At 67.5% G+C, this 23,139-nt stretch carries 27 protein-coding genes; 22 read left to right on the top strand and 5 right to left on the bottom strand.

Annotated features, from left to right (window positions below; all coding sequences use genetic code 11):
- Nucleotides 1-64 precede the first annotated feature (64 nt).
- Nucleotides 65-820: a glycosyltransferase family 2 protein gene (locus ACIO6U_RS12445; protein WP_401718081.1), complete on the bottom strand. Its 756-nt coding sequence runs from the start codon at nucleotides 818-820 to the stop codon at nucleotides 65-67.
- Nucleotides 821-825: 5 nt separating this feature from the next.
- The gene (locus ACIO6U_RS12440; RefSeq protein WP_401718539.1) at nucleotides 826-1,614 is read right to left on the bottom strand and encodes a GntR family transcriptional regulator; all 789 of its coding nucleotides are present in this window, start codon (nucleotides 1,612-1,614) and stop codon (nucleotides 826-828) included.
- 645 nt (nucleotides 1,615-2,259) lie between these two features.
- Between ACIO6U_RS12440 and ACIO6U_RS12435 the strand changes: the two genes are divergently transcribed.
- The 11 genes from ACIO6U_RS12435 (at nucleotide 2,260) to ACIO6U_RS12385 (ending at nucleotide 11,508) form a co-directional block, all read left to right on the top strand.
- On the top strand, nucleotides 2,260-3,423 hold the full coding sequence (locus ACIO6U_RS12435; RefSeq protein ID WP_401718078.1) for a hypothetical protein: 1,164 nt from the start codon (nucleotides 2,260-2,262) through the stop codon (nucleotides 3,421-3,423).
- A 96-nt stretch (nucleotides 3,424-3,519) separates the two neighbouring features.
- Nucleotides 3,520-5,592, top strand: a complete 2,073-nt coding sequence (locus tag ACIO6U_RS12430) for a cell division protein FtsK (protein WP_401718075.1) — start codon at nucleotides 3,520-3,522, stop codon at nucleotides 5,590-5,592.
- 131 nt (nucleotides 5,593-5,723) lie between these two features.
- Nucleotides 5,724-5,975 (top strand): hypothetical protein, encoded by a 252-nt coding sequence (locus ACIO6U_RS12425; RefSeq protein ID WP_401718072.1) that lies wholly within the window; start codon nucleotides 5,724-5,726, stop codon nucleotides 5,973-5,975.
- Complete coding sequence (locus ACIO6U_RS12420) at nucleotides 5,975-6,169, top strand: hypothetical protein (RefSeq protein ID WP_401718069.1); 195 nt, start codon at nucleotides 5,975-5,977, stop codon at nucleotides 6,167-6,169. The genes ACIO6U_RS12425 and ACIO6U_RS12420 overlap by 1 nt, the downstream gene beginning before the upstream one ends.
- Before the next feature lie 29 nt (nucleotides 6,170-6,198).
- Nucleotides 6,199-6,441 (top strand): hypothetical protein, encoded by a 243-nt coding sequence (locus ACIO6U_RS12415; protein WP_401718066.1) that lies wholly within the window; start codon nucleotides 6,199-6,201, stop codon nucleotides 6,439-6,441.
- Between the two features lie 97 nt (nucleotides 6,442-6,538).
- Nucleotides 6,539-7,138 (top strand): hypothetical protein, encoded by a 600-nt coding sequence (locus tag ACIO6U_RS12410; RefSeq protein WP_401718063.1) that lies wholly within the window; start codon nucleotides 6,539-6,541, stop codon nucleotides 7,136-7,138.
- A 2-nt stretch (nucleotides 7,139-7,140) separates the two neighbouring features.
- The gene (locus ACIO6U_RS12405; protein WP_401718060.1) at nucleotides 7,141-7,431 is read left to right on the top strand and encodes a DUF6303 family protein; all 291 of its coding nucleotides are present in this window, start codon (nucleotides 7,141-7,143) and stop codon (nucleotides 7,429-7,431) included.
- A gap of 165 nt (nucleotides 7,432-7,596) precedes the next feature.
- Nucleotides 7,597-7,767: a helix-turn-helix transcriptional regulator gene (locus ACIO6U_RS12400; RefSeq protein ID WP_401718536.1), complete on the top strand. Its 171-nt coding sequence runs from the start codon at nucleotides 7,597-7,599 to the stop codon at nucleotides 7,765-7,767.
- A gap of 61 nt (nucleotides 7,768-7,828) precedes the next feature.
- Complete coding sequence (locus ACIO6U_RS12395) at nucleotides 7,829-9,280, top strand: site-specific integrase (RefSeq protein WP_401718057.1); 1,452 nt, start codon at nucleotides 7,829-7,831, stop codon at nucleotides 9,278-9,280.
- Nucleotides 9,281-9,764: 484 nt separating this feature from the next.
- Nucleotides 9,765-10,286 carry a DUF4365 domain-containing protein gene (locus ACIO6U_RS12390; protein ID WP_401718054.1) on the top strand — a complete coding sequence of 174 codons (522 nt, stop codon included), beginning with the start codon at nucleotides 9,765-9,767 and terminating at the stop codon, nucleotides 10,284-10,286.
- Between the two features lie 265 nt (nucleotides 10,287-10,551).
- Nucleotides 10,552-11,508 (top strand): hypothetical protein, encoded by a 957-nt coding sequence (locus ACIO6U_RS12385; protein WP_401718051.1) that lies wholly within the window; start codon nucleotides 10,552-10,554, stop codon nucleotides 11,506-11,508.
- Between the two features lie 181 nt (nucleotides 11,509-11,689).
- Here ACIO6U_RS12385 and ACIO6U_RS12380 read toward each other — a convergent pair whose 3' ends face one another.
- Nucleotides 11,690-12,940 carry an XRE family transcriptional regulator gene (locus ACIO6U_RS12380; protein WP_401718048.1) on the bottom strand — a complete coding sequence of 417 codons (1,251 nt, stop codon included), beginning with the start codon at nucleotides 12,938-12,940 and terminating at the stop codon, nucleotides 11,690-11,692.
- Nucleotides 12,941-13,096: 156 nt separating this feature from the next.
- Nucleotides 13,097-13,462, bottom strand: coding sequence for a GntR family transcriptional regulator (locus tag ACIO6U_RS12375; protein WP_401718045.1), 366 nt, complete (start codon nucleotides 13,460-13,462; stop codon nucleotides 13,097-13,099).
- Nucleotides 13,463-14,227: 765 nt separating this feature from the next.
- Here ACIO6U_RS12375 and ACIO6U_RS12370 point away from each other — a divergent pair.
- The 9 genes from ACIO6U_RS12370 (at nucleotide 14,228) to ACIO6U_RS12330 (ending at nucleotide 20,587) form a co-directional block, all read left to right on the top strand.
- Nucleotides 14,228-14,683, top strand: a complete 456-nt coding sequence (locus ACIO6U_RS12370) for a DUF3307 domain-containing protein (protein WP_401718042.1) — start codon at nucleotides 14,228-14,230, stop codon at nucleotides 14,681-14,683.
- An 88-nt stretch (nucleotides 14,684-14,771) separates the two neighbouring features.
- Nucleotides 14,772-15,044, top strand: a complete 273-nt coding sequence (locus ACIO6U_RS12365; protein ID WP_401718039.1) for a DUF6284 family protein — start codon at nucleotides 14,772-14,774, stop codon at nucleotides 15,042-15,044.
- On the top strand, nucleotides 15,041-15,895 hold the full coding sequence (locus ACIO6U_RS12360; protein ID WP_401718036.1) for a DUF2637 domain-containing protein: 855 nt from the start codon (nucleotides 15,041-15,043) through the stop codon (nucleotides 15,893-15,895). The genes ACIO6U_RS12365 and ACIO6U_RS12360 overlap by 4 nt, the downstream gene beginning before the upstream one ends.
- A complete protein-coding gene (locus ACIO6U_RS12355; RefSeq protein WP_401718033.1) occupies nucleotides 15,892-16,602 on the top strand; it encodes a DNA methylase in 711 nt (236 codons plus the stop codon). The genes ACIO6U_RS12360 and ACIO6U_RS12355 overlap by 4 nt, the downstream gene beginning before the upstream one ends.
- Nucleotides 16,599-16,973 (top strand): RRQRL motif-containing zinc-binding protein, encoded by a 375-nt coding sequence (locus ACIO6U_RS12350; protein ID WP_401718030.1) that lies wholly within the window; start codon nucleotides 16,599-16,601, stop codon nucleotides 16,971-16,973. Before ACIO6U_RS12355 ends, ACIO6U_RS12350 begins: the two co-directional genes overlap by 4 nt.
- Before the next feature lie 94 nt (nucleotides 16,974-17,067).
- Nucleotides 17,068-19,317 (top strand): cell division protein FtsK, encoded by a 2,250-nt coding sequence (locus tag ACIO6U_RS12345; protein WP_401718027.1) that lies wholly within the window; start codon nucleotides 17,068-17,070, stop codon nucleotides 19,315-19,317.
- A gap of 139 nt (nucleotides 19,318-19,456) precedes the next feature.
- Nucleotides 19,457-19,768, top strand: a complete 312-nt coding sequence (locus ACIO6U_RS12340) for a hypothetical protein (protein ID WP_401718024.1) — start codon at nucleotides 19,457-19,459, stop codon at nucleotides 19,766-19,768.
- Nucleotides 19,765-19,959, top strand: a complete 195-nt coding sequence (locus tag ACIO6U_RS12335; protein ID WP_401718022.1) for a hypothetical protein — start codon at nucleotides 19,765-19,767, stop codon at nucleotides 19,957-19,959. Before ACIO6U_RS12340 ends, ACIO6U_RS12335 begins: the two co-directional genes overlap by 4 nt.
- Nucleotides 19,960-19,981: 22 nt before the next feature.
- The gene (locus tag ACIO6U_RS12330) at nucleotides 19,982-20,587 is read left to right on the top strand and encodes a hypothetical protein (RefSeq protein WP_401718019.1); all 606 of its coding nucleotides are present in this window, start codon (nucleotides 19,982-19,984) and stop codon (nucleotides 20,585-20,587) included.
- A 600-nt stretch (nucleotides 20,588-21,187) separates the two neighbouring features.
- On the opposite strand, the gene ACIO6U_RS12325 is transcribed toward ACIO6U_RS12330, so the two are convergent.
- The gene (locus ACIO6U_RS12325; RefSeq protein WP_401718016.1) at nucleotides 21,188-21,343 is read right to left on the bottom strand and encodes a hypothetical protein; all 156 of its coding nucleotides are present in this window, start codon (nucleotides 21,341-21,343) and stop codon (nucleotides 21,188-21,190) included.
- Between the two features lie 415 nt (nucleotides 21,344-21,758).
- On the opposite strand from ACIO6U_RS12325, the gene ACIO6U_RS12320 reads away from it, so the two are divergent.
- Entirely contained in the window at nucleotides 21,759-22,061 is a 303-nt protein-coding gene (locus ACIO6U_RS12320; protein ID WP_401718013.1) for a hypothetical protein, read from the top strand.
- A gap of 89 nt (nucleotides 22,062-22,150) precedes the next feature.
- A complete protein-coding gene (locus ACIO6U_RS12315; RefSeq protein WP_401718010.1) occupies nucleotides 22,151-23,053 on the top strand; it encodes a bifunctional DNA primase/polymerase in 903 nt (300 codons plus the stop codon).
- Nucleotides 23,054-23,139 lie beyond the last annotated feature (86 nt).

The following is a 23,139-nucleotide window of genomic DNA, read 5'->3' as shown; positions in this document are numbered from 1 at the left end:
GGCGACTGACACGGATGCTTGCCCCTGGCGCTGATCCCGCTCGGGCGTGCCTCAGGCACTGCTGTCAGAGGTGGCGCAACCACCTGGCGCTAGCCAGCTCATCTGCTCTCGCTGCCACTACTGCCATCCGGGCGGCGCGTTCGGTGTCGTCGGTGTGGGGGGATTGGGCCGTCGCTTGGCCGGGCCACTTGCGGTAGAGGAGGCCGTATTCGCGGGTGAAGTGGCCGGGGCTGACCGTGTTAAGGGCCAGGAGGAGGCCCGTGTCCTCGGATGCGGGGAGGGCCATCCAGCCGCCCAGGGCCAGCAGCAGGTCGCGGCGGACGAAGAGGGTCGCCGGGTGGACCTGGGCGCGGAAGTTGTGGGCTTTCCAGTGGGTGACGACGGCGCCGCGGGGGATGGGGCCGTCGGCGGGGTCCTGGTCGAAGCCGGCCGTGGAACCGTCCGGGAGGAGGTCCAGGACGCGGGAGGTGGTCCAGCCGAGGGTGGGGTCGGCTTCGAGGAGGGCCAGGTCGCGGGCGAGGGCGCCCGGGGTCAACTGGTCGTCGGCGTCGAGGACTTTGACGTAGGGGCCGGAGGAGTACGCGAGGGCCATCGTGCGGGCGACGCCGGGGCCGCCGGGGCGGCCCTGGTGGAAGGTGATGCGCGGGTCGTCCGGGACGTGGGGGGAGACGGCGTCGGACTGGCCGTCCTCCTGGATGATCCAGTGCCAGTCCCAGCCCTCGGGGAGTTCCTGGGCTACGAGAGACTTGTACGCGTCCGCCAGGTAAGGAGCCGCGGGGGCGTGGACGGCCGTGATGACGTCGATGCGGCGGTCCGCCATGGCGGTCACCACCTTTCCAGAGGGGTGACGAAGGTCATGACGGTGCGGTCGCCCGGCAGCCGGATGATGGAGTGCTCCACCACGCGGCCGTCGGTGTCGTACGAGGTCTTGCCGACGACGATCAGCGAGCTGCCCGGGGGCAGGCCCAGTTCCTCGGCCTCTTCGGCGGACGGCGGCCGGGCGAGGACTCGTTCTTCGATGCGGTCCAACTCGATCCCGATCGTGTGGAGTTGGCTCTGTGTGCCGCCGGGCCAGGGTTCGTTGGTGGCATCCAGGAGATCGGGGTTCGCGGCGACGACGTCGCGTACGAGGTAGGAGTCGACCAGGCTGAAGGGGAACGCCTCGGCCTGGTAGCGGGTGCGGTAGGTGCGTTCGAGCATGGCCGTGCCGGCGGGCACGCCGAAGATCTCCGCCAACTCCTGGCCCGCGTCCACCACTTCGTAGGACGCGTGGAATACCAGGTCGTCCACTTCGAGGCCGGTGTCGTGCTCCGTGGCGCCGGTCTTCCTGCGCTGCTGCTCTGGCTCGCGGGCTCGCGACTTCTCCCACTGGTGACGGGTGTTGGACCGCTTCACCGGGGTGCGGGGCCGACGGACGAAGTTGCCGCGGCCGTGCTGCTTCTCGATCAGACCCTCGGCCTGGAGGAGTCCGAGCGCTTGGCGCAGCGTCGGAAGGCTTTTCCCGTACCGCTCCACGAGCGTCGTCTCCGCAGGGAGACGGTCGCCGGGGGCGAGGTCACCTGCGCGGATGCGGTCACGCAGGTCGTCAGCGATGCGTTCGTACGCCTTGGCCATGCGGGTCACCGTCCTGATCGTGAGGGCGACTCCAGCATACAAGTCCTCAAGAGGTCTTGACGAGTGAGGCATGGGTGCCTCATAGTCATCACTACTCCTAAAGAGGACTTGAAGACAGGTTCTCTTGAGGAGGAGTGCAGATAGCGCCCTGAGGGCTCCTGTCAGGGGGTCCGAAGGCAGCGCCGGCCCCTTGAGAACTCCATAGAGCGCCTGAACGAACGAGTGCTTTTGATCCCGGCACGGCTGCTGTGAGCTGCGGTGCCGGAGGTCATGACCACTCGTCCCGTGAGCCGACGGCACAGGCCGTCGCCCTAGCGCGGACACCGCCGTCGGCTCTCCCACCCCCAACTTCAGGAGAGCCATGTGTACGTACGGAGGTCGGTGTGAAGTCCTCTGCGACGAGGACGAGTTACCGGATGATCCGGAATTCCTTCGGGAGCTGTTCCTCGGTGTCCCGGGTGAGTCGGATGACGAACGCTCCGCTCGTCAGGCGGCGGCTCGCGACGTACTCGCCGAGCTGCTGGAAGAGGGCGCCTCCGACGCACTCGCCAGTGAGGACGCGGTCTGTGCGCTGTGGCTCGGTGGCGTCGCGCTGCTGAGGAACAGGCGCGTGGCCGGTCGGCCGACGTGGTTTGGGGAGGCGGCGTGATCGCGTCGCCGGCAGTGCTGATAGGGGGTGGGCTCGGCGTACTCGTCGTCGCCAGCGTCGTCGTACGCCGAGCCGGCCGGCACCTGCGGCGCGGCACGCCCACCATCCGGGTCGCCGCCCTCGCGGCAGTCGGCTGCACCGCGTACAGCGCAGATACATCGTGGCGGTTCGCCGCCGACTACCTTGACATGGCCGGTGCGGTCGAGCGTGCGGCGATGTTCGGTGCCGCTGAACTCGCCCTGTTCGCTACCGCGTTGATGGCGCGGCAGAACCTCAACGGGCCGAACGCGGCACCCGGCGTCCCCGGGGTCCTGGTATGGGCGATCACCGGAGTGCAGATCATCCCGGCGTACGCAGAATCCGGACTGGTCGGCGGGACCGTACGCGCCTTCGTCGGCCCGGTCATGGCCGCGATGCTCTGGCACCTCGCCATGGGCATCGAGCTGCGGCACCGGAAGCCCGAGGCGTCGTCCAACGGCTTCGGGGCTTTGGTGGCGCGGGAGTTGCGCGAGCGGTTCCTCTCCCGGCTCGGTATCGCCGAGCGGCACCGGGACGCGGCGCAGATCACGCGTGACCGAGCCACCGTACGGGCGGTCGCTCTCGCGTCCTGCCTCGCCGAGATGAGCCCCGCGCGGCGGGACAAGCGGCGGGGGCGGCGTATCGCTCGCCGACTGTCCGTCGCGGTCGCCCGCGCCTCGGTCGGCAGTGACCGCGAGCAGCGGCGCGTACTGCTCGACCAGCTTGCCGCGCGGCGGAATGCCACGGCGCTGGCGACCATCGCGCTGCCTTCGCCGTGGGGTGAACGTTCACTTGACCCGACCGCGTCCGCCCTCGCCGCGCACACCCGCGCCCAGATGGCTCGCGCCACCGCGAGCATTCGCCAGTATCCGCGCACGCTGTTCACCGACCTTCCGCCGGTGGACGACGGGAGCGAGGGCAGCCGATCACCTGAACGCCCGCCCGCGAAACTCGACGCCACCGAGGCTATGACCGCCATCGAGCGCGGTTGGGCCGAAGGACTCAGCGTCCGCGAAACGGCACGGCGGGCAACGCGCGCGCCGAGCTACGTACACGGCGTGTTCGTACGGCTCGACGCCGAACGCGGTCCACGTCCGGTGAACAGCCCGGCCGAATCCGCATCGCATACGGCGAAGCCCTGACGGCTTGCCGACCTTTCTCAACACCGGGACTCGGCCGCTGCTTTGGCGGGTAGGGCCGGGCCCCGGCATCCCTTCCAACCAGGAAAGGAATCGCCAGTGAACCACGAAAAGCAGGACCCGGGGCGAGCGCCGTTAAGTGCCACCCCGGTGATCGAGGTCGACAAGCCCCGTGGCCCGAACGGTCCCGGGCTGATCGATCGCGTACGTGGCGCCAAGTGGCGGCCGGTTGTGCCGGCGTGGGCGCGGTCACGTCGGGAGTTCAAGGCCGCGGGCAAGGGCGTGGTGGCGTACGCCGGGCACGTCAGCGCGTATCACGCGGTGCGAGCGCCCTGGTACGCGCTGCGGCTTTCGCTTCGGGCGCCGCGAGGCTTCACCCGTCTCGTCGGCGGCTCACTGCGGTGGCTGGTCGACGCCGAGGGCGAGCCGTTGCGGCAGGCCGCGGCGACACGCGAGGACATCGAGGAATACCTGAAGCTCTCGCGCCAGCGGGACCGGCGGGTGCGGTGGCGCTCGGTCGTTGGACTCGTCGCGTCGGTCGTCGTACCCGTGCTCGTCACCGGTCTGTACGTGCTGGCGCCGGCGTGGCTGCTCGCGCTGTCGGGTGCGGCCGCCGTGATGGTGATGGGACGGCTCGGGCAACCGGCTGATGATCCGGTTATCCACAGGGCTGTGGAGATTCCCAAGGCTTCGAAGCTCACGAGCGACATCGTGCTGCGGGCCCTGGGCGCGCTCGGCATCCCGGCGATCAATCAGGCGCAGGCCAAGGGCGGACCCGGTTTCGCCTTCACCTCACCGATCACCCGCGACGGCCCCGGCTGGCTCGCCGAGGGTGACCTCCCGTACGGCGTCACCGTCACCGACGTGATCGACCGCCGCGAGCGGCTCGCGTCCGGGCTGCGGCGTCCGCTCGGCTGCGTGTGGCCGGAGGCGGTGCCCGACGAGCACACCGGCAGGCTGCGGCTGTGGGTCGGCGATCAGGACATGTCGCAGACGCGGCAGCCGAAGTGGCCACTCCTGGACGTCAAGCCGCTGGATCTGTTCAAGGCGCAGCCGTTCGCGACCGACCAACGTGGGCGGTGGGTGGTGACGTCCCTGATGTACGTGTCCGGGATCGTCGGTGCCGTGCCCCGGATGGGCAAGACCTTCCTTCTGCGGCTGTTGCTGCTCATTGCATGCATGGACCCGCGGGCGGAGGTGCACGCGTATGACCTGAAGGGGACGGGTGATCTGTCGACCGTAGGCCGCGTCGCTCACCGCTATCGGGCGGGTGAGGAAGAGGACGACATCGCGTACGCGCTCGCTGATCTCCGCAAGCTGCGTGAGGAGTTGAGGCGTCGGGCGAAGGTCATCCGTGAGCTGCCCAAGGATCTCTGTCCCGAGTCCAAGGTCACGTCGGCTCTGGCGGACATGCGGAAGCTCGGGCTGCACCCGATCGTCGTGGGGGTGGACGAGTGCCAGAAGTGGTTCGAACACCCAACGTACGGCGGCGAGTTCGAGGAGCACTGCACCGACCTGGTCAAGCGCGGTCCCGCGCTGGGGATGACGCTGCTGCTCGCCACGCAGCGGCCGGACTCCAAGTCGCTGCCGACGGGCATCTCCGCGAACGCCACGCTGCGGTGGTGCCTGAAGGTTATGGGCCAGATCGAGAACGACATGGTGCTCGGCACCGGCTCGTACAAGCGCGGCATCCGCGCCAACCTGCTCGCCTGGGCCGACAAAGGCATCGCGTGGTTCGTCGGCGAGGGTGCCGACGCACGGGTCGTACGCTCCGTCTACCTAGACGCCGTAACCGCTGACACGCTCGCGCTGAAACTGTACGAGCTGCGCAAGGCCGCCGGCCGGCTCACCGGGCACGCGCTCGGCGAGGAACCCGAGGCCGGGGCCTCCGCCTCGTACGACATTCTCGCCGATCTGCTCACCGCGATCCCGGCCGGGACGTCGAAGGCGTGGAGCGAGGACATCGTCGCCCGCCTCGCCGAACTCCGGCCGGACGTCTACGGCGAGTGGGGCCCGGAGCAACTGGCTGGCGCCGTCAAGCCGTACGGCATCCGCACGGTGCAGGTGTGGGGGACGACGGAGGACGGCAAGGGCGCGAATCGGCGCGGGGTCCGGCGTGCTGATGTGCTCGCCGCCATCGACCGACGCGACGGCAGTAGCACCGCCGCATAGCCGCGCCAGCTAGCACCGCACCCCGCTAGGTCTAGCACCCCCGCTAGCGCTCCGCAGGTCCCCTGACCTGCCCTCTAGCCGCTAGCGGCGCACTTCTCGCATGCCCTGATTCCGCCCTGGAAGGGGTTCTCATGCCATCACTCACCGCCGCTATAGCGCTCATCGTCGTGGCAGTGTCCTGCTACGCCGCGTTGTGCGCCGCGAGCCCGCTCGGCAGTTGCCACAGGTGCCACGGCTTCGGCTTCAGGATCAAGCAGAACCGGCGCGGCCGGATCGTACGCGGCCGGCCGTGTCGGCGCTGCCAGGGATACGGGCAGCGGGTCCGTGTCGGGCGGCACCTCTACAACGTCGCGACCCGGCTGCACCGCGAGGGGACGCGCTGATGATCTTCAGCATTTCCGCCCTCGTCCTCTTTGGCGCGCTGCTCGCTCTGCTGATGCGGTATCGCGCGATCGGAGCCGGGGCGGCCGTGGTCGCGCTGCTCTTCGGTTTCTATCTCGCGCGCAGCGACGCCGCGCCATCCGTCGACCAGATCATGTCCGCGCTCCGGGACGCCATCCCCAGCTCTGGCAAGTGACCCAAGTGATCTCGTAAGGAGGCACCTTCATGTGTACGTCGATCCCCGCGGCACGACAGCCGCGCCTTTCCCTCATGGCCGTCGGTGAACTCCGGGACGTCCTCACCGCGCTCGAACTCGGCCAGGGCCCGACAGCCGTCGCCGGGCTCATGGCCATCGACGCCGAATCCTGGCAGGCCATCGAGCAGCGGCTCGCCGCCCTTGGCGGTGACCTGCGCGCCGTGCTCAAGGCCGTCTCCGTCGGCGCCCCGGTCCTCCCGCACCTGGCCTGACGCTCCCCCGTGCGAGCCCAATCTCCGGCCACAAAGCCGAGGTTGGGCTCGTGCGGAGGACCGGACAGACCGCCCGGCCCGCCCAACGGAGGAACCCATGCCCGACATCGCCCCGGACTGGCACCTCAGCCTGACCGACAGCGTGTACGCCCTCGGCGCAGCCGCCCGCGAACTGCGCACCGCCCACGCCCATGCCCGCCACACCGCGTGGGCCGCCGACCCCGCCCGTATCGTGCCCGTCGTCGGGCTGCTCACCGTCCCCGACGCCGAGCCTGTACGCCCGCACGACGAGGCGCTCTGGCAGCTCAGCGACCTCTACATGGTGCTGGAGCACCACACGCACGAGCTGTACGAGAACGCCGCGCTCGGCTACGCGCACGGCGCCGCTGCGGCGGTCGCCGCCGTCCTGCGCAGCGAGCGGCCCCGGCACGTCGAACTCCCCCGCGACCGGCACGGCAACTACACCGTGACCGCCGACGGGCTCCCCGACGTCAGCCCGTCCCTCACCCGCGACGCCGGCAGCGCCGAACTCGCCAACCTCCGTGCCCGGGTCATCGCGTGCGAACCCGCCGACGGGGAGGAGGAGTTCACCGTCGAACTCGCCGACGCCGCGTACGCGTACGGCGAGCGCGCCGAGCGCACCCTCCAACACCTCATCCGCTTCGCGGACGCCCACGGCTTCCTTCAGGCGGGCTGACCGTGGCCCACACCCGCCCGCTGCACGCCCACATGATCCACTCCTGGGACGGCGCTACGTGGGAGGTCTTCGTCGCTGAGCCCGACGAGGCCCGTTGGCCGCATGTGCCGTTCCCGGTCGGTGACGGCGTCCCCACCATCAGCGCCCGCACCGCCGCGTTGCGCGCCCTCGGCTATGCCCCGCTCACCGCGGACACCGCGTGGGAGTGGATGGAGACCTTCTTCGAGGGCGACCCCGAGGGCACCGTCTCCCTGATCGCCAGCGTCAAGGTCGCACCTGTCACCGCGGCTTGACCTCGCCCGGGGCAGCGGCCAATCCGCCAAGAACGCCCGCTGCCCCGGCCCTCCCATCCCGAACACGACACAGGAGGAGCCCCCAGCATGCCCCACAACTCCCCGCCCGCGCGGCGCGGCAGCCGGCGGCCGGGCGCCACAAGAGCCCCCGCCCGGCACCCCAGCCTGAAACTCCCGGAAGTCCTGGACGAGATCGGCATGTCCAGGTCCGCCTTCTACCGGATGCGGGCGCGCGGCAAAGCGCCGAAGTGCATCAAGCTCCCGAACGGCCAGATCCGCGTGCGACAGAGCGATCTCGACACGTGGCTGAGTGCCTGCGAGCAGGAAGTCGACTGACCCCCCCTATGGGAGCCGCCTCGGTGTGCATTGCCGGGGCGGCTCCGGCTTGGAGAACCCGATGAGCCTCACCTACGAGGTGGAATTCTGGGCGATCCGCCAGCGCAAGAATCGGCGGAAGCCGTTCGAACTGCGCTGGCGCGTAGGGGATCGCCCGCACTCGCAAAGCTTCCGGCTCAAGACGCAGGCCGAGGGTCGACAGTCCCAGTTACTCGAAGCCCTTCGGCGGCGCGAGCAGTTCGACATCGACACCGGTCTGCCCACGTCTGAGTTGGAAGAGCTCAAGTCGCCGACCTGGTACGAGCACGCGTGCGCGTACGCCCTGATGAAGTGGCCGACCGCTGCCGCCAAACACCGCGCGAGCATTGCCGAAGCCCTGGCCACCGTAACCCCGGTGCTGACTACTGAAGGGAGAGACAAGCGGCCGGAGGCCGCAGTGCTTCGGCGAGCGCTCCAGTCGTACGCCTTCCAAGCGGGAAAGGACGCGACCGGAATGCCGGTTCGCGACGACAACGGCCGGCCGGTGGCCCGCAAGGACATCGGCACACTGCCGCCCGACATCGCGGAAGCTCTCGCGTGGATGGCCAAGCGTTCCATGAAGGTCGCGGATCTCAAGAACTCGGACGCTTTGCGCACAGCGTTGTTCGCCCTGTCTCACAGGTTGGACGGGGCCACCGCGGCGGAAAACACCACCCGCCGCAAGTACACGGTGTTCAACAACGCGCTTCGGTACGCCGTGGAGCGTGACGTACTCGATGTGAATCCGTTGACGCGGGTCGACTGGAGCCCGCCGCAGACGGACGACGAAATCGACTTCCGATACGTGCCGGACCCTCAGCTCGCAGCCGCCCTCATCGATGGCGTGGCCGCACAAGGGCCCCGCGGCGAGCACCTCGAAGCCTTTTTCGGCTGCATGTACTACGCCTATACGCGCCCGTCCGAAGCGGCGGCTCTGGCCGAGGATGCCCTCGTTCTGCCGGAGGAAGACGAACCGGATGCATGGGGCGAGCTGTTGCTGTCCGAGAGCCGTCCCGAGGTCGGCGCGGGGTGGACCAACGATGGATTGTCTTACGAGAAGCGGGGACTCAAGAGGCGAGCGCGGAAGACCACCCGCTCCGTTCCCATCCCGCCGGTGTTCGTCCGCATGCTGCGCGCGCACCTCAAGCAGTACGGCACCGCGCCCGACGGTCGGCTGTTCCGAGCTGTCAACGGCGGGCGCGTGCGCTCCACCGAGTACGCCGAACTGTGGCAAGCGGCACGTGAGACGGTGCTGCCAGCCGAGGAAGTCGGGACGCCACTCGCCGAGGTGCCGTACTCGCTTCGGCAAGCAGGGCTGTCGCTCGTGATCAGATCCGGTGTCGATCCGGTGGAGGCGGCCAGGAGGGCGGGCCACAGTGTGGCCGTGCTGTTCCGCTTCTACGCCAAGGTCATCAAGAACCGCCAGGACGAGAACAACGCTCTCATCGCACGTGCTCTGACCGGCGCGAATGCCGGATCGGACGACAGAGCGTAACGACCGGATCTGGCCCGCGCATGGCCCGCACACACCGACCGACGCCGGGATATGAGCGACGCAGAGTGAGACAGCCAACGGCAGAGCGGGTGCCCCGAACGCTGGGGCACCCGCTCTGACCTGCTTGTACTGCTGTTACCGCGGAGGCTGTGGGATTTGAACCCACGGTGACATCGCTGCCACGACGGTTTTCAAGAGGACCGCTTCCCGGCATGAAAATCGTCTCTGAACTGGGCTTCGCCCCGATCCGTCGCCGTGGAGCGGGCACCTCGGCCCGTCCATGGCCCGTGAGACCCACGCTGAGAACCTCAGTGCCCCTGCGCACCGCGCTCGTCTACTGGCCCTGTAGCCAAGTCCTCACTTTGGGTACTCATTCGGTGTCTCTTGATCTAGCCTAGTTTCGGGAGGGGTGCCACACGCGGCCCAGACACCACAGGGCCGTGGAGGACAAGCGTTCGTGAGTCGGGAGAGCCGGATCGAGGCTGTGAACGAGGACACGTTCACAGCACTCATGGAGCAGCTCCAAGAGGGCTACGTTGCAAGTGTCGCCGCCACAGCCGGCTGTGCCATGGAGCATGTCCGAAGGGACATCTATGGTATGGATGCGTTGCTCGTGCGACCCGCATCCGAGACCGGCAAGCAGGAGGTGAGCGTGTTCGCCCAACTCAAGAACACAACAACCATCCTGCCGGACCCGGCCAAGGCATCGTTCAGCTACCAGTTCAAAAAGCGCGAGTACTTTGATCGACTTGCGATGGACCGGAGAGATCCACAGGCAATTCTGATCGTGATGGCTACGTCCTACCGGCAAGCCGAGTGGACCAATGCCAGTCACGAGCGCCTTGAGGTCAAGCACTGCTGTTATTGGCTCTCGCTAAAAGGTGAAAACGCGCGTGCAGGCGTGGAGAGTCCCACAGTCCGCATCCCCACCAAGAACATCTTCGACGCAGCAGCACTGACGACAATTCTCGACAAGCTGGACAGGGGTGAATCGCTCAATGACTAGCAGAGTTGGCTCACTCGCCCCTCAAAGCGTTAACCCTTCGAGGCTGTCCACCCTGCTTGAGGAAGCAGGGTGGATTACAGTTGGCGGTCGCGCTGGGTCCTACAATCGGCTTGCACCTCCGGGCGATAATGCATTCTTTGCGGGAAGTCTACTAATTCCTCTAGACGAAGGAGCCCCGGAGTTCGCATACCTGATGGAGGCGGTTCTAAAACAACTGTCGGAAGACAGGGATCTTTGGGACCGAACTATCACGCCTAGGCTCACCGTGAGACTTTCCGATGAGTTCAAGTTTCGCAAAGAATCATCGGCACCATCTGGAATGATCTCCTGGCGCGATGGTGAGTTGCTGATTTCGTCTGCCCGACGCACTCTCTTGGCTGGCGCTAAATCATTTATGGAGCCAGTTAGACACTTCAGCAACAGGTTTGGCCAATTTGCTAATAGGTATCTAGAGAGCGTCCTTATGGGGCAAACGGCTCCCGGAAGCTACATTGTCACAGCGTATGCGCCAGTCGATGTCACAGTTCCTTTGCGCGGCGGTTCGCAGTCACCGGACTTGACTAGTTCAAACGTCGCCCAATCACGCGCAATCAACATCGCGGTTGTACGTGCGGTAGAAGCCACAGTGGAAGCCCTGGAACACTACAGATCTCATCAATCACTGTCAGGGTTCGAAGACGGGGTACGCAATGGTGTGTCCTACGAGATGACGACGGCGCTAATGGGGATTGCGTCTCATTCCGACAGTGCAGATATTGCCATTGAATGGGATCCATCTATCCCAGCGCCGACAGACGGACTATCTAGCAGTTTCGATATTCGCGCCAGCGATGCCCCCGTGCTCGAAAAGGCAGCGAACACTCTCGCGGAGCAGGGCGAGCCAACTCGGGCAACTATTATTGGCCGTGTGCATTTGCTCGCCAAGAAGGAAGCCGGAAGTCCAGGCGTCTTCGGAGTCGAATCGCTAAGCGGGACCCTACCAAAAAAGGTAAGGGTACGCCTATCATCCGAAGACGACTACCATGAAGCCGTTCGCGCGCATGAAGAAGATCTAGCTATCCGCGTAAGTGGAAATCTAGAACGCGAAGGTACTCTAAGTTGGTTGTACAACGCTGTCGTAGTGGAAACAATGGGGCCGATTGATCTGCTCCGCGGGACTACGAGTCGCACGCGAGCTGAGCGCCAAAATCCTGGTCAGGATCACTTGTTTGACACCGATTGACATGTAAACAAGTTCAGCCGCTATAGCTGGCGGGCGATCGAATGGGACGTGATGTGCTGTGTCTGACCGACCGTCTCGATAGTGGGATGTCGCAAATAGTTAGACACTCACATCCTCTTGGCGCAACGCGGAAGCGGCGCCACCCGGATTCTCGGAGTCGCCGCTTCGGTGCAGGAAGTCACTACACAGGCAGGAATCCCGGCTTCGCGCGCCCAAGGTCATGTAAACGCATGAGGTACGCCTGTGCCGCAGGTTCCGTGGCGTATCGGTCCTTGACGACAGCAGCGAGTTCACGACTGACCATTAGGAGCGATGGGACCGATTGGCGGTCGCCAACAAGGGCTCGTTCGCCGTACGCGAGCGCCGCTTCAAGGTCGCCCTCACGGGCTGCCGCTACTCCAAGGGTGATACGGGCCTCGGAGTTACGCATCGGGGAGTGCTCGGCATCGTCAAACTCCATGCCAAGGCGAAGGACTTCTTCTGCGAGTGTGCGGGCCATTCGGTCTTCGCCCAACAGCCGATAGCAATCCATGCTGTAGAAGTCGAACTTCGCCGGATCTACCACGAAGTGGTTGTCAAGGTTGTCGGGGTGCGGCAGTCCTTCGAGGAGCCGCCGGCCGCGGTCAAGAGCGACCTCTGTCTGACGCCGATCACCGATGCGGGCCCATGCCTTTGCCTCCTGTGCGGCGAGCTGCACGGCAACACCGTGGTTCGGCGCGATGCTGGCGCCCGCCTGCGAGGCCGCAATGACGCCGCGGTAGTCGCCCGTGGTGAGGGCAAACCAGGCGCGCATTTCGTGGGCCCACCCTTGGATTTCCGCGTTCTCCGATTCATGCGCCAGAGAGAGGGCGGCACGGCGGGTGGATTCGGCCGCCCGTCGGTCGCCGCTGTCGTATTCAACGCAGCCGACAAGGAGGGCCAGCCATCCGGAGAGGGTCAGAACCTCGCGGTGCTGCGCGAGCGTGAGCCGCTGCTCCTGAAGTTGCCCAACACGGCGAAGCCATGCTCGGCCTTCCACGATCAACTGTTCGCTTGGCAGAAACGCATACTCGGAGCATAGCCTGTCGGCTGTGATACGCAATGCTTCAATCGTGGCGTTATCAACGTCCGAAGCTTGCAGACGACTGACTATCTCTAGCGTTTCCATGCCGCTGACGGACGCAATTTCGGCGTTCGCATCGCGCTTCCCTTTCAGGGGGAATAGGGCGTGAGTCACGGTTCCGAACATTGCCGCGATGACCGGTTGATAGAACGTGCCCGGCGTCGCGGTGCCGGCCTCCCAGCGCTTCCACTGTCGGAGCATGTTCGCGTCGTCTGGCAGATCCTTGGGCGCGTGCGCTCGCAGCGCGCGGACGGCTTCGGCCTGAGACCAGTCACGTGATTCCCGCTCGGCAACCATACGCCGTGCCCATGACGGTCGATCGTCGCTCATTTGCCCTCCTCCGGGTGCCTGCTCCGATCTGACTACAGGGGACCTGGTGACAGTCAAGGTGACAAGCCGGTGACAACGAACGTGTCCGCTCTGTCCCCATCGTGAACTGGTGATGTCACTGTGCGTGCTGGATCCCGCACCCCACTGTGGTTGATGTCAGGCGTCGCCGGAGCCGGAACTTCCTTCCAGCTTGGCGACTCGATCACTCAGCTTCTGGAGTTCGGAACGGAGGACAGCGATGGATTCACCCAAGTCTTCCCGATCGACTGCGCTGCCAGCATCCGTGCGCTCCGAGCCTACGGCGAAGTGCCCTCGGTTAGGGACGGAGAAGATCCGCCCCTCTTCCCTGAGCGTGGCCAGGCCCTTCTTGACGGTCTCTTCGGCGATGCCGAAGCGCGTGGCCAGGGCCTTGATCGAAGGCAGTTTCTTGTCCGGCGGGTACAGGCCCGCTTCAAGTTCCTCGCGCAGCGTGTCCGCCACCTGCGCCGATGGCAGCCGTGGGCTGTCCTTCGTAATCGTCATGCAAACAGCGTATCCGGTAGCTCGCACTAGCCCACACTGCTTGCCTACTTGACACACTAGCGTGAACTAGTCCACGCTAGTTATTGAAGCGATTGAGGGCCTTCATACGGGTCTCAGGTCGCTGGTTCGACTCAACTCCATAGCGTGATCCACCGCAGTACGGCGGCCGTGTCCACACCGGCCGGGGCGAGTGGAGACCAGCCGACAGAGAAGGGGCTCGCGCCCTGACACCTCGGTCCGCCCTCAAGACGGCGGCCGTACATGGGACACGCAGTCGGCTCTAAAGAACGACGCGGCTGACCTTGGTCGGCGACGACTTCCGGGAGGGATCTCCCCGGAGTGAGCCGATGCCCGCGTCTGGCTGGGATTCCTGCCTGTCGTCAGCAACGACATCGCACTACCGAGAGGAGATCCGCTGATGGGTCGCCGAAGTACGCAGGGCGCCGCCCGGTTCTGACCAGCCGGGCCGGTGGCCCTTCGCGTCGTTGCGTGACGCCGGTTGTTCCGGGCTTCGGCCGCGGACATCGGCGTTGCGGTGTGCGTCGAGTGCGCACGGTCCCTGACATGGCCTTTGGCGTGTCGGGTGGCCGTGGCTGCTCGAAGCCGAGTGGTCAAAAGAGTGCGGCTCCGGTGGGCAAACACCGGAGCCGCTTACAGGAACCCCAAGGAGGAACCTGTGTTCACGAGTCTGACAGAGGCCGAGCGCGAGGACTTGTCGCGCAAGGTCGGCGAGGCCAACAAGCGGTCCGCGAACGGCAGCGGGAAGTGAGCGCCGACCCCGGCACGTTCGCCGCGGTGTTCGCGGCACTGTTCGTCGCTCACAGCGTGGGTGACCACTGGGTGCAGACCGACGCTCAAGCTCAGGCCAAGGGCCGTCCCGGGTGGGCCGGCCGCTGGGCCGACACCCGGCACGTGGCCACGCTCACCATCACCAAGCTCGTTCTGCTGCTGCCCGCCGGTCTGCTGCTGGGTCTGCACCTGTCGGTGTGGGGCCTGGCCGTGGGTCTCGGTGTGGACGCTGTGACGCACTGGTGGGCGGACCGGCGTACGACGCTGGCCCGCCTCGCCGAAGTGCTCGGCTCCGGCGGCTTCTTCCGCATGGGCGCCCCGCGGCCCGGCTGCGATGACAACCCCAGCTTGGGGACTGGCGCGTATGCGCTTGACCAGTCTTTCCACTACCTGTGGCTGTTCATCGCGGCCCTGGTGATCGCTGCTTTTTAGCTCTGCCCGGGACGGCCGCACCTCTCGCCAAAGACACGCGACCGTCCCGGTTCCCTCGCCGTTCCCGAAGGAACAGGAGTTACCTGCCATGCTGCCCCACATCCGTGATGAGGATGCGCCGACCGTCCACGTGCTGGATGACGAGTCGGAGCCGTCCGCGGCTGAACTGGACGCGATCGAGGCGGAGATGCCCGCGGTCCTGGCGGCCGTGGACCTGCTGGACGCGGAGATCAGTCTGTTGGACCGCGACCGTACCGAGCTGGACACCCGCCGCATCCGGCGGGCGCACCACCGCCTGATGACCGCCCGCTGCAACGCCGCCAACGCCCGCCGGGACCTGCTGGCGGGGGGTGCGGCATGAACCGCACGGCTAAGACTCTGCTGATCACGGCCCTGGTGGGTGTGGTCGGGATGGCGTTTCGGGTGTCGTGGAACGCGCAGCGCGACATCGCCCGCGCGGTAGGTGCGGATCACACCGCAGCGACGTTGTACCCGTTCGTGGTGGACGGCCTGATGGCTTTGGCCTTGGTGGCCACCCTCGTTCTGACCGATGACGACCGGCGGTTCGCGCTGCGGGTCCTGGCCGGGTACACCGCCGCGTCGCTGGTTTTGAACTACGTGCATGGTCTGCTGCCCGCCCTTCACACGGGTACGGCCGGTCGGATGCATCTGGCCGACTGGGCGCCGGGGAATTGGGCGTTGGTGCTGCTGGCCACGTCGCTGCCGGTCGGGTCGATCTACTTCGGGTCGGACCTGGTGGCGAAGGTGCTGCACTACCGACCGGTAGCGGTCGCAGATCAGGATGAAATGATCCTGACTACCGTAAATCGGTTGGGGTCTGACCTGCGGAAGTCGGCGACCCCGATCCCGCCCGCGGTTCCCGCTCCGGCCGCTGTGGAGGCACCCGACCCGGCACCGGCAGTCGAGCCGTCCGAGTCGGCTCCGCTGGAGGCGGTCGCCGCGGCCGTGCATGCTCCGCGTCGGGCGACCGGTCGGGTGCCGCAGGCCGCCCGCGCTCCCCGACCGGTCCGCACACCCGACCAACTCCTCAACGAGGCGAGGGAGTTGACGGCGGACTGGCCGGACGCGGCAATGACCGCTGAGGGCATCCGTAAGGCGGTCCGTACGTCGGCCGCCAACGGCCGCATGCTGCGGGACGCGCTGAAGGCCGAGCGGGCCGGCGGGGACAGCACGGGTGAGGTCGCGGCATGACGCGCCCGTTGCTGCTGGATCTGTTCTGCTGCGCCGGCGGTGCCGGAACCGGCTACCACCGCGCCGGCTTCGAGGTGCACGGCGTGGACATCGCGGAGCGACCCACCTACCCCTTCCTGATGCACCGCGGCGACGCGTTGGAACACCTCGCGCACCTGATCACCACCGGCGACATCGCCCGCTACGCGATGGTGCACACCTCCCCGCCGTGTCAAGACAAGTGCACTCTGACAGTGGGAACCAATCGTTCCCGTGGTTGGGGCGGTGTCCATGAGGACCTGGTGGGCCCGACACGGGACCTGCTGCTGCGGGCCGGCCTGCCGTACGTGATGGAACAGCCCAACGGCCGGGCGAAGATCCGCAAGGACATCACGCTGTGCGGGGAGATGTTCGGCCTCGGGGTGATCCGGCACCGCAACTTCGAGCTTGGCGGCTGGACCGCCGTCCGGGCGGCGCACCTGCCGCACCGCGGCCGGGTCTCGGGCTATCGCCACGGCAAGAAGTACGACGGCCCGTACGTCGCCGCGTACGGCAGCGGTGGCGGCAAACCCACAATCCCGCAGTTGCAGCGAGCCATGGGCATCACCTGGACCGACGTGCGCGAGGAGCTGACCGAGGCCATTCCGCCCGCTTACGGCGAGTGGATCGGCCGGGCCTTCCTGAGCGCCCGCACCGATGCCCTGCCCGTTCTTTGGAACGCGGCGTGAGCCGCTTCTACGACCCGGACGGCGAACGGTTCGGCACTCCGACGTTCCCGTTCCGGTGCGCCCCGGACGGTATGGCCACCCGGCGGCAACTGCGCGCCAAGGCATTGCGGCCGGGTGGTCAGCCGGTCGCCGCGCAACTGATGTGGCGCTCGCGCAAGACCCGCGGCAGCGTGCGCACCGCGTTCCTGTACCGGCTGGACCTGGCTCTGCCGGTCCGGCCGATGACGCCGGCCAAATGGGCCGCGCTCGCCAGGGCGAACACCGCCCGCCGCACCTGCCCGATCTGCCTCCGCGATGCCGGATACGTCATCCCGGCCTCGCTCGGCTCCTGCGTCCCGTGCGCCTATCCCGACGAACAACGCGCCGCTTGACCTGCACCAACGGTGTCCGGCCGCTCACCTTCCACAGTCCGCGGCCGGACCCCGCCACCACTCCTGACCTCATGAGATGAGGAGCAGACCTACCGTGTCGGAAACCACAGATTTTGACCAGCCGGGACACATCGCCCCCGGCAACGAGGGGACCACGGCCGCGGTGCTGCCGTTCCCGCTGAAGAAGACCCTGCCCCCGCCCACCGACCCGACCCCGGACGCACCCGTGCCGGGGGAGGTCAAGCCGGGTGAGTGGCAGGCCGAACTCCCCGACGACCACCCGGACGACGAAGCCGGGGACACGGCCGAGGGTGACCTGGTGGACCCGCCGGTCACGGTCTATCCGCCGTCGATCGGCGAGTGGATGAGCGAGCACGACAAGGCCCGACGCCCGGTGTTCCCGGACTGGGTGAAGCTCCCCGACCAGCGCAAGGCCGTCCGCAAGTGGGCGGTCCGGCACTACTCCGCGATGGTCGGGTATCACGCGTGGCGGCTGCCGTGCATCTACACCCCGAAGATCCTCGTCTATGCCCCGCGGGGTGCGTGGCGGTGGTCCACCATGGCCGGGCACTGGGTCTTCGACAACGAGGGCAAGGCCCTGCGCCTGGCCGCCGTGGTCTCCGAGGACGCGGGGGAGTACCTGAAACTGTCCCGGCAGCGGGACGCCCGCGTTCGGCTGCGCGGCATCATCGCCTCCCTGGCGTCCGTGATCGGCCTGACCGGTGCACTGGTGTTGTGGGTGCTCGCGCCGCTGCCGTTGCTGCTGCTGGCGGTGGCCACCATGACCACCACACTCGGGGTGGCGGGTGCGCCGGCGGACCGGCCGCTCATCGACCGTGCGAAGGTCACCTTCCGCAAGCGGAAGCTGTCCTCAGACATCATCACCCGGGCGTTCGCCGCAGCGGGGTTGACCGGTAAGGACACCGGGATTGCGTTCCCGCGTCCGATCGGTCGGGACGGCGACGGCTGGCGTGTGATCGTGGACATGCCCTACGGCCGGTCGTTCGCCGACGCGCTGGGCAAGCGCAAGGCCCTCGCGTCGGGTATCGACATCGCCACCACGCAGCTCTTCCTCGACCCCGATCTCAGCTCTGAGCGGCGGGTGTCGATGTGGATTGCCGACCGCGACCCGCTCGCGGTCCCGGCGGGTAAGTCGCCGCTGTTGGGGGCGACCAGGGTGGACTTCTGGAAGCCGTTCCCGTGGGGTGTGGACGAGCGGGGTAACCCCGTCATGGCGTCCATGTTGTGGCTGTCGCTGTTGGTGGGCGCGGTGCCGCGGCAGGGCAAGACCTTCAGCGCCCGCACCATCGCGCTGGCTGCCGCCCTGGACCCGTACGTCAGGCTGATCATGTTCGACGGGAAGGCGTCGCCGGACTGGCGGAAGTTCGCGCTGGTGGCGCACCGGATCGGCTTCGGGATCGTCCCGCGCAACGGTATCGACCCCGTGGAGCACCTGGTCAGCTCGCTGGAAGAGCTGAAGGCCGATGTCGAGGACCGCTACCACCGGCTTTCCGAGCTGCCGTTGCACATCTGCCCGGAGGGCAAGCTGACCCCGGAGCTGTCGCGGGACAAGAAGCTGAACATGCCGCTGACGCTGGTGGTGATCGATGAGGTGCAGGAGTACTTGCAGCACCCTGTCTACGGGAACGTGATCCTTGACCTGCTGGTCTACCTCGCCCGCGTCGCCCCCGCGGTCGGCGTGTCCGTGATGCTGTCCACGCAGAAGCCGGACGACACCGCGTGCCCGCCCAAGCTCCGTGACCAGTGCCAGGCCCGGTTCGCCCTGCGGGTGGGGTCCTGGCAGGTCTCCGACGTGGTCATGGGCGCCGGTTCATACTCCGAGGGCCTGGACGCGTCCCGGCTGCTGAAGTCCCACAAGGGCGTCGGCATCCTCAAGGGCATGTCCGACGAAGCCGGGATCGTGCGCACCTACCTCGCGGACGGCCGCGACGCCGAAGCCGTCCTGACCAGGGCCGCGGACCTGCGGGAGGCCGAGGGCACGCTGACCGGCGACGCGGCCGGCGAAGTCACCACCGCCCGCAGCGCCGACGCGGTGCTGGACGACGTGGCGATGGTCCTCGGCAAGGCGGAAATCAAGGTGTGGTCCGAGACCGTCGTTGACCGCCTGGCCGTCCTCAACCCCGCCGCCTACGGCGACTGGGCAGCGCTTGAAGGCCGCGCCAAGGCCGATCAACTGGCCGCTGCGCTGAAGCCGTACGGCATCCGGACCGACCAGGTGTGGGGCAAGATCGAGGACGGCAAGGGCGCGAACCGGCGGGGCATCGACCGGCAGCACATCATCGACGCCATCACCCTGCGTAACAAGAAGCGGGCCGAGAAGTAGCCCGAAGCGTCGCTAGGTCTAGCAACCCCCGTCGCTAGACCTAGCGACCTCGCTAGCGACCCATCAGGCATCTGATCAGGTGCCTAGCGTCTAGCGACTGACCTGCGCAAACCCCGAAAACCCGCCCGGGAGACCCCTCGTGACCCTCGCCATGCTCGCTAGCGCCTTCCTGCTGGCCATCACCCTCGGTTACGCCGCTGTGTGTGCGGGTCAGCCCTTCGCCCGCTGCCGCAAGTGCGACGGCCTCGGCTTCGCCCTCACCTACACCCGCCGCGGCAAGGCCAAGCGCGGCAAGCACTGCCGCCGCTGCGACGGACACGGCATCCGCATACGCCGCGGACGCCACGCCTATAACGCCTGGCGCCGCACCTACGACCGCGGCACCGCCCCCGACCGGTCCGCCGCGGTGCCCGGCCGGCCGTTCACGCCGAATCAGGGAGACCGCCCGTGATCCTGTCCGTCTCCGCCGTGCTGCTCTTCGGCGTCGCCTCGCTCTTCGCCATCCGCTCCCGCGCCACCAACGTTCTCGCCGCGGCCGTGGTGTTCCTGTTCGGCTTCTACGCCGCCGCCTCCGGCATGGCCGGACCCATCAACGACCTCATGGCCAGCGTCGCTCACACCCTCGCGCAGATGCGCGCCTGACCACCGGATCGGAGACCGCGCCATGAACCAGCCCATCCTCTACCGCCACTGGACCGCCAGTCTCGCCCCCAAGGTGGTTCCCGCGCTGGCGACGTCCACCGTGCTGATCCTGGCGCGGATCTGGAACGCCAACGGAGCCCAGCACAGCATCGGTGACGCGTCCGTGATGGGCGTCCTCGCGGTGGGCGCCGCGTTCGCGGGGAACGCGCTCGCCCGCGGCGAGAACGGCGAACCGGTCGCCGCGGCAGTCGGCTTCACCGCCGCCGGCACCTTCGCGCTCGCCGGAGTCGCCGCCTACACCGACGCGTTGCCGTTGCCGTTGCTGCTGTGGTCCGTCGCCACTGTGCTGGCGTACGTGCTGGCCTACCGGCACTGGCGCAACGACAAGCGCGCAACGACCGCGTACGACCGCGCCACGACCGACCGGCGCGAAACACAGCACCACGTCGAAACCGTCGAAGTCATCCGCGCCCGCGCCGCCGTGGAAACCGCCCGCGCCGGAGGCGACTACGCCACCGCACTCGCCGCAGCCCTCACCGCCCGCGCGACGCTTCCCGGCTTCGACCCGGCCGCGCTCACGGCGGCCGGATTGCCGGAGCTGCCGGTGACGGAACGGAAGGACGCCTGACCACAGCCCCGATTTTGTCGGTGGCATCTGGTACAAGGCGCTCCGCAAGGATGTTCCGGGAGTGCCGAGTTGGCGTACGCACGTGCATCCGCAAGTGCGGCAATAGCGACCCGCTATGCCCTAAAGGGCATAGCCGCAGGTGAATCGGTAAGATCTTTTCGAGACCCCCCCTAGAAGCTCGTAGGCCGTGGTGGCATCATGTTCAACCGTTGGCCTCAACACGGGGGGACGCGCCAACCGAGTTCAGTCGTTCGGGTCGAGCCGAACGGATGATTTTTGGCGCTCCGCACCTCATGCGGGACTGTGACTTGCGTCACAGTCGCCCCCTTGGGCCTGCGACGATCGCGCTGCGTGCGGCTCTTGCCCAACGCCGGTCCGCCCAGAGGTTCGGGCGGCGGGTGCGCTGGGGATGGCACTATGGGGACTTCCCCATTGGTACGTGACTCAGATCACAGAGGCACGTGCTTTGGCGTGCGTACAACCGAAGACTGCGAAATAGGGAAGCGCCCCGCCGGCCCATTGGTTGGTAGCCCGAGCCAGGCGAGACGCTTCCGGTCGCAAGATGTGGCCCTCATCGGTGACCCGGTGGGGGCCACATCGCTAGAAGTGCCGGTGCAGGATGACGATCACGTCAGCCACGTTCTTGGCGAACTTGGCGACCATGACCGCGTACCGCCCGGCCTCGCGGGCCCGAACTGCGGCCCGCTCCCACTTCTCACTGTTCTTGCGACCCTCTTCACCCGGGTTCTCGGGCACGAGGGTTACTCCTTTCCTCTGGACAGCGACGGAGCCCAACGATTCGTGAACCCCGCGGGGGTCCGCGTCTCGGCCGCATGGCCTCCGACTCAGAGGATCGGTGTGGAGAGACAGCGTACCGGTGTCGACGGACATGCTTCGCGTGTCCCGCCAGTAACTACGTCGACATGTCGCCGACCCCAACGGCACTGAGTGACCGACCCAGTTGAGGTGTAGACCACCAGAAACTGACGGCCTGGGAAGATCCCTGCGGAATTACGAGTTCCGTACAGGCACGCCGTGTCGACCTTGCCCAGAATTACCGGCCGGTCACAGACAAGAGTGCTCCTAATCACGCGTCACATCGACGCGCTCACCTGCAACGCAGCTAAATTCCACACCCGCAAGCGCGACTGACCGAACGGAGACACCCACAGTGCCCACCCCGCACCCCCGCCGCGCCGTCACCCGATCCCTGATCAACCTCGGCGAACTCGGCACACCTGACCGCCGCGTGGCCACCGGCCGCATGGCCGCCCTGGAGGCGGCCGTTACCATCCGCGCGGCACGCCGCAACCGCCACAAGATGTTCGACGCCGTGAACGTCTACATCACCACCGACCGCAGCGGGACCCCGCTCATCGTGGCCTACGTCCGCTACCACCCCGGCTTCTACAGCGGTGTGACCGACTACGCCGACCTGTACGAGATCCCCCTGGAAGCCCTCACCGACCTCTAGCTGTGCCCGGGACGGCCGCACCTCTCGCCAAAGACACGCGGCCGTCCCGGTTCCCTCGCCGTTCCCGAAGGAACAGGAGCGTTCCCAGCATGACCCAACAGACCCGCAGCGCACTGCTGTGTGCTGCGCTGGACGCCGCAGACCGCGGCTGGCCCGTCTTCCCCCTGCACCCCGGCGGCAAGCCGCCCGCCCTGCACGGGGAGACCCGCTGCCCCCGCACCGGGGACTGCACCGATGGCCACCGCAAGTTCGAGCAACGCGCCACCACCGACCCCGCCCGCATCGAACGCTGCTGGGCTGCGGGCGCGTACAACGTCGGCATCGCCACCGGCCCGGCCGGTCTGCTGGTGGTGGACCTCGACACCCTCAAGGCCAAGGACTCACCGGACACGCCTGACGGCGCGCAATCCTTCCTGGCGCTCTGCGAGCGCGCCCGGACCCCGGTGCCCCGCACCCGCTGCATCCGGACCCCGAGCGGCGGTGAGCACCTGTACTTCCGTGCGCCGGCCGGGGTGCGGCTGCCGTGCAGCACCGGCCGCCTCGCACCGAAAATCGACACCCGCGCATGGGGCGGATACGTCGTCGCCCCCGGCTCCGCGACCCCTGACGGCCCGTACGCGGTCGTGGACCCCGCACCCGTTGCAAACCTCCCTCAATGGCTTCAAAGCCTCTCAGAAGCCCCTCAGGGGGCCGTCACGGGCCCGATCCTGCCAACTCCCGCCCACCCGGGGAGTGTTGCCCGGATCGCGTTCGAACGGGAACAGGCAGGCATCGCCGCTGCGACCGAGGGCGGACGGGAAACCGCGCTGTTCGAAGCCGCCCGCAAGGTGGGCCGGTTCATCGCCTGGGGTGACCTGGACCGCAGCGAGGTAGAGCAGGCATTTCAGCGCTGCGCCGAGTCCACCGGTCTGCCGTCCTGGCAGTGCCGCTCCACGCTCCGCAGCGCACTGAACTGGTCGATCGCGCGCTGCAAGCCGCGGGAACACCAATGACCGGCCCCCGCAGTGCCCCGCTGAAATGCCGTCCCACCCCGGCCGCCTCCCGGCCGCGCGCCGCCCGCCCTGCTGCTGTCGTGGCG

Origin of the sequence: Streptomyces sp. NPDC087422, from assembly GCF_044744145.1 — a bacterium.
Taxonomy (GTDB): domain Bacteria; phylum Actinomycetota; class Actinomycetes; order Streptomycetales; family Streptomycetaceae; genus Actinacidiphila.
This window is presented reverse-complemented; position numbering and strand designations above follow the sequence as displayed.

Excerpts from the sequence above, each read along its gene's own strand:
- ACIO6U_RS12445 (WP_401718081.1), bottom strand. The coding sequence starts at position 820 with ATGGCGGACCGCCGCATCGACGTCATCACGGCCGTCCACGCCCCCGCG.
- ACIO6U_RS12440 (WP_401718539.1), bottom strand. The coding sequence starts at position 1,614 with ATGGCCAAGGCGTACGAACGCATCGCTGACGACCTGCGTGACCGCATC.
- ACIO6U_RS12425 (WP_401718072.1), top strand. The coding sequence starts at position 5,724 with ATGCCATCACTCACCGCCGCTATAGCGCTCATCGTCGTGGCAGTGTCC.
- ACIO6U_RS12420 (WP_401718069.1), top strand. The coding sequence starts at position 5,975 with ATGATCTTCAGCATTTCCGCCCTCGTCCTCTTTGGCGCGCTGCTCGCT.
- ACIO6U_RS12415 (WP_401718066.1), top strand. The coding sequence starts at position 6,199 with ATGTGTACGTCGATCCCCGCGGCACGACAGCCGCGCCTTTCCCTCATG.
- ACIO6U_RS12410 (WP_401718063.1), top strand. The coding sequence starts at position 6,539 with ATGCCCGACATCGCCCCGGACTGGCACCTCAGCCTGACCGACAGCGTG.
- ACIO6U_RS12395 (WP_401718057.1), top strand. The coding sequence starts at position 7,829 with ATGAGCCTCACCTACGAGGTGGAATTCTGGGCGATCCGCCAGCGCAAG.
- ACIO6U_RS12380 (WP_401718048.1), bottom strand. The coding sequence starts at position 12,940 with ATGAGCGACGATCGACCGTCATGGGCACGGCGTATGGTTGCCGAGCGG.
- ACIO6U_RS12375 (WP_401718045.1), bottom strand. The coding sequence starts at position 13,462 with ATGACGATTACGAAGGACAGCCCACGGCTGCCATCGGCGCAGGTGGCG.
- ACIO6U_RS12365 (WP_401718039.1), top strand. The coding sequence starts at position 14,772 with ATGCTGCCCCACATCCGTGATGAGGATGCGCCGACCGTCCACGTGCTG.
- ACIO6U_RS12360 (WP_401718036.1), top strand. The coding sequence starts at position 15,041 with ATGAACCGCACGGCTAAGACTCTGCTGATCACGGCCCTGGTGGGTGTG.
- ACIO6U_RS12355 (WP_401718033.1), top strand. The coding sequence starts at position 15,892 with ATGACGCGCCCGTTGCTGCTGGATCTGTTCTGCTGCGCCGGCGGTGCC.
- ACIO6U_RS12330 (WP_401718019.1), top strand. The coding sequence starts at position 19,982 with ATGAACCAGCCCATCCTCTACCGCCACTGGACCGCCAGTCTCGCCCCC.
- ACIO6U_RS12315 (WP_401718010.1), top strand. The coding sequence starts at position 22,151 with ATGACCCAACAGACCCGCAGCGCACTGCTGTGTGCTGCGCTGGACGCC.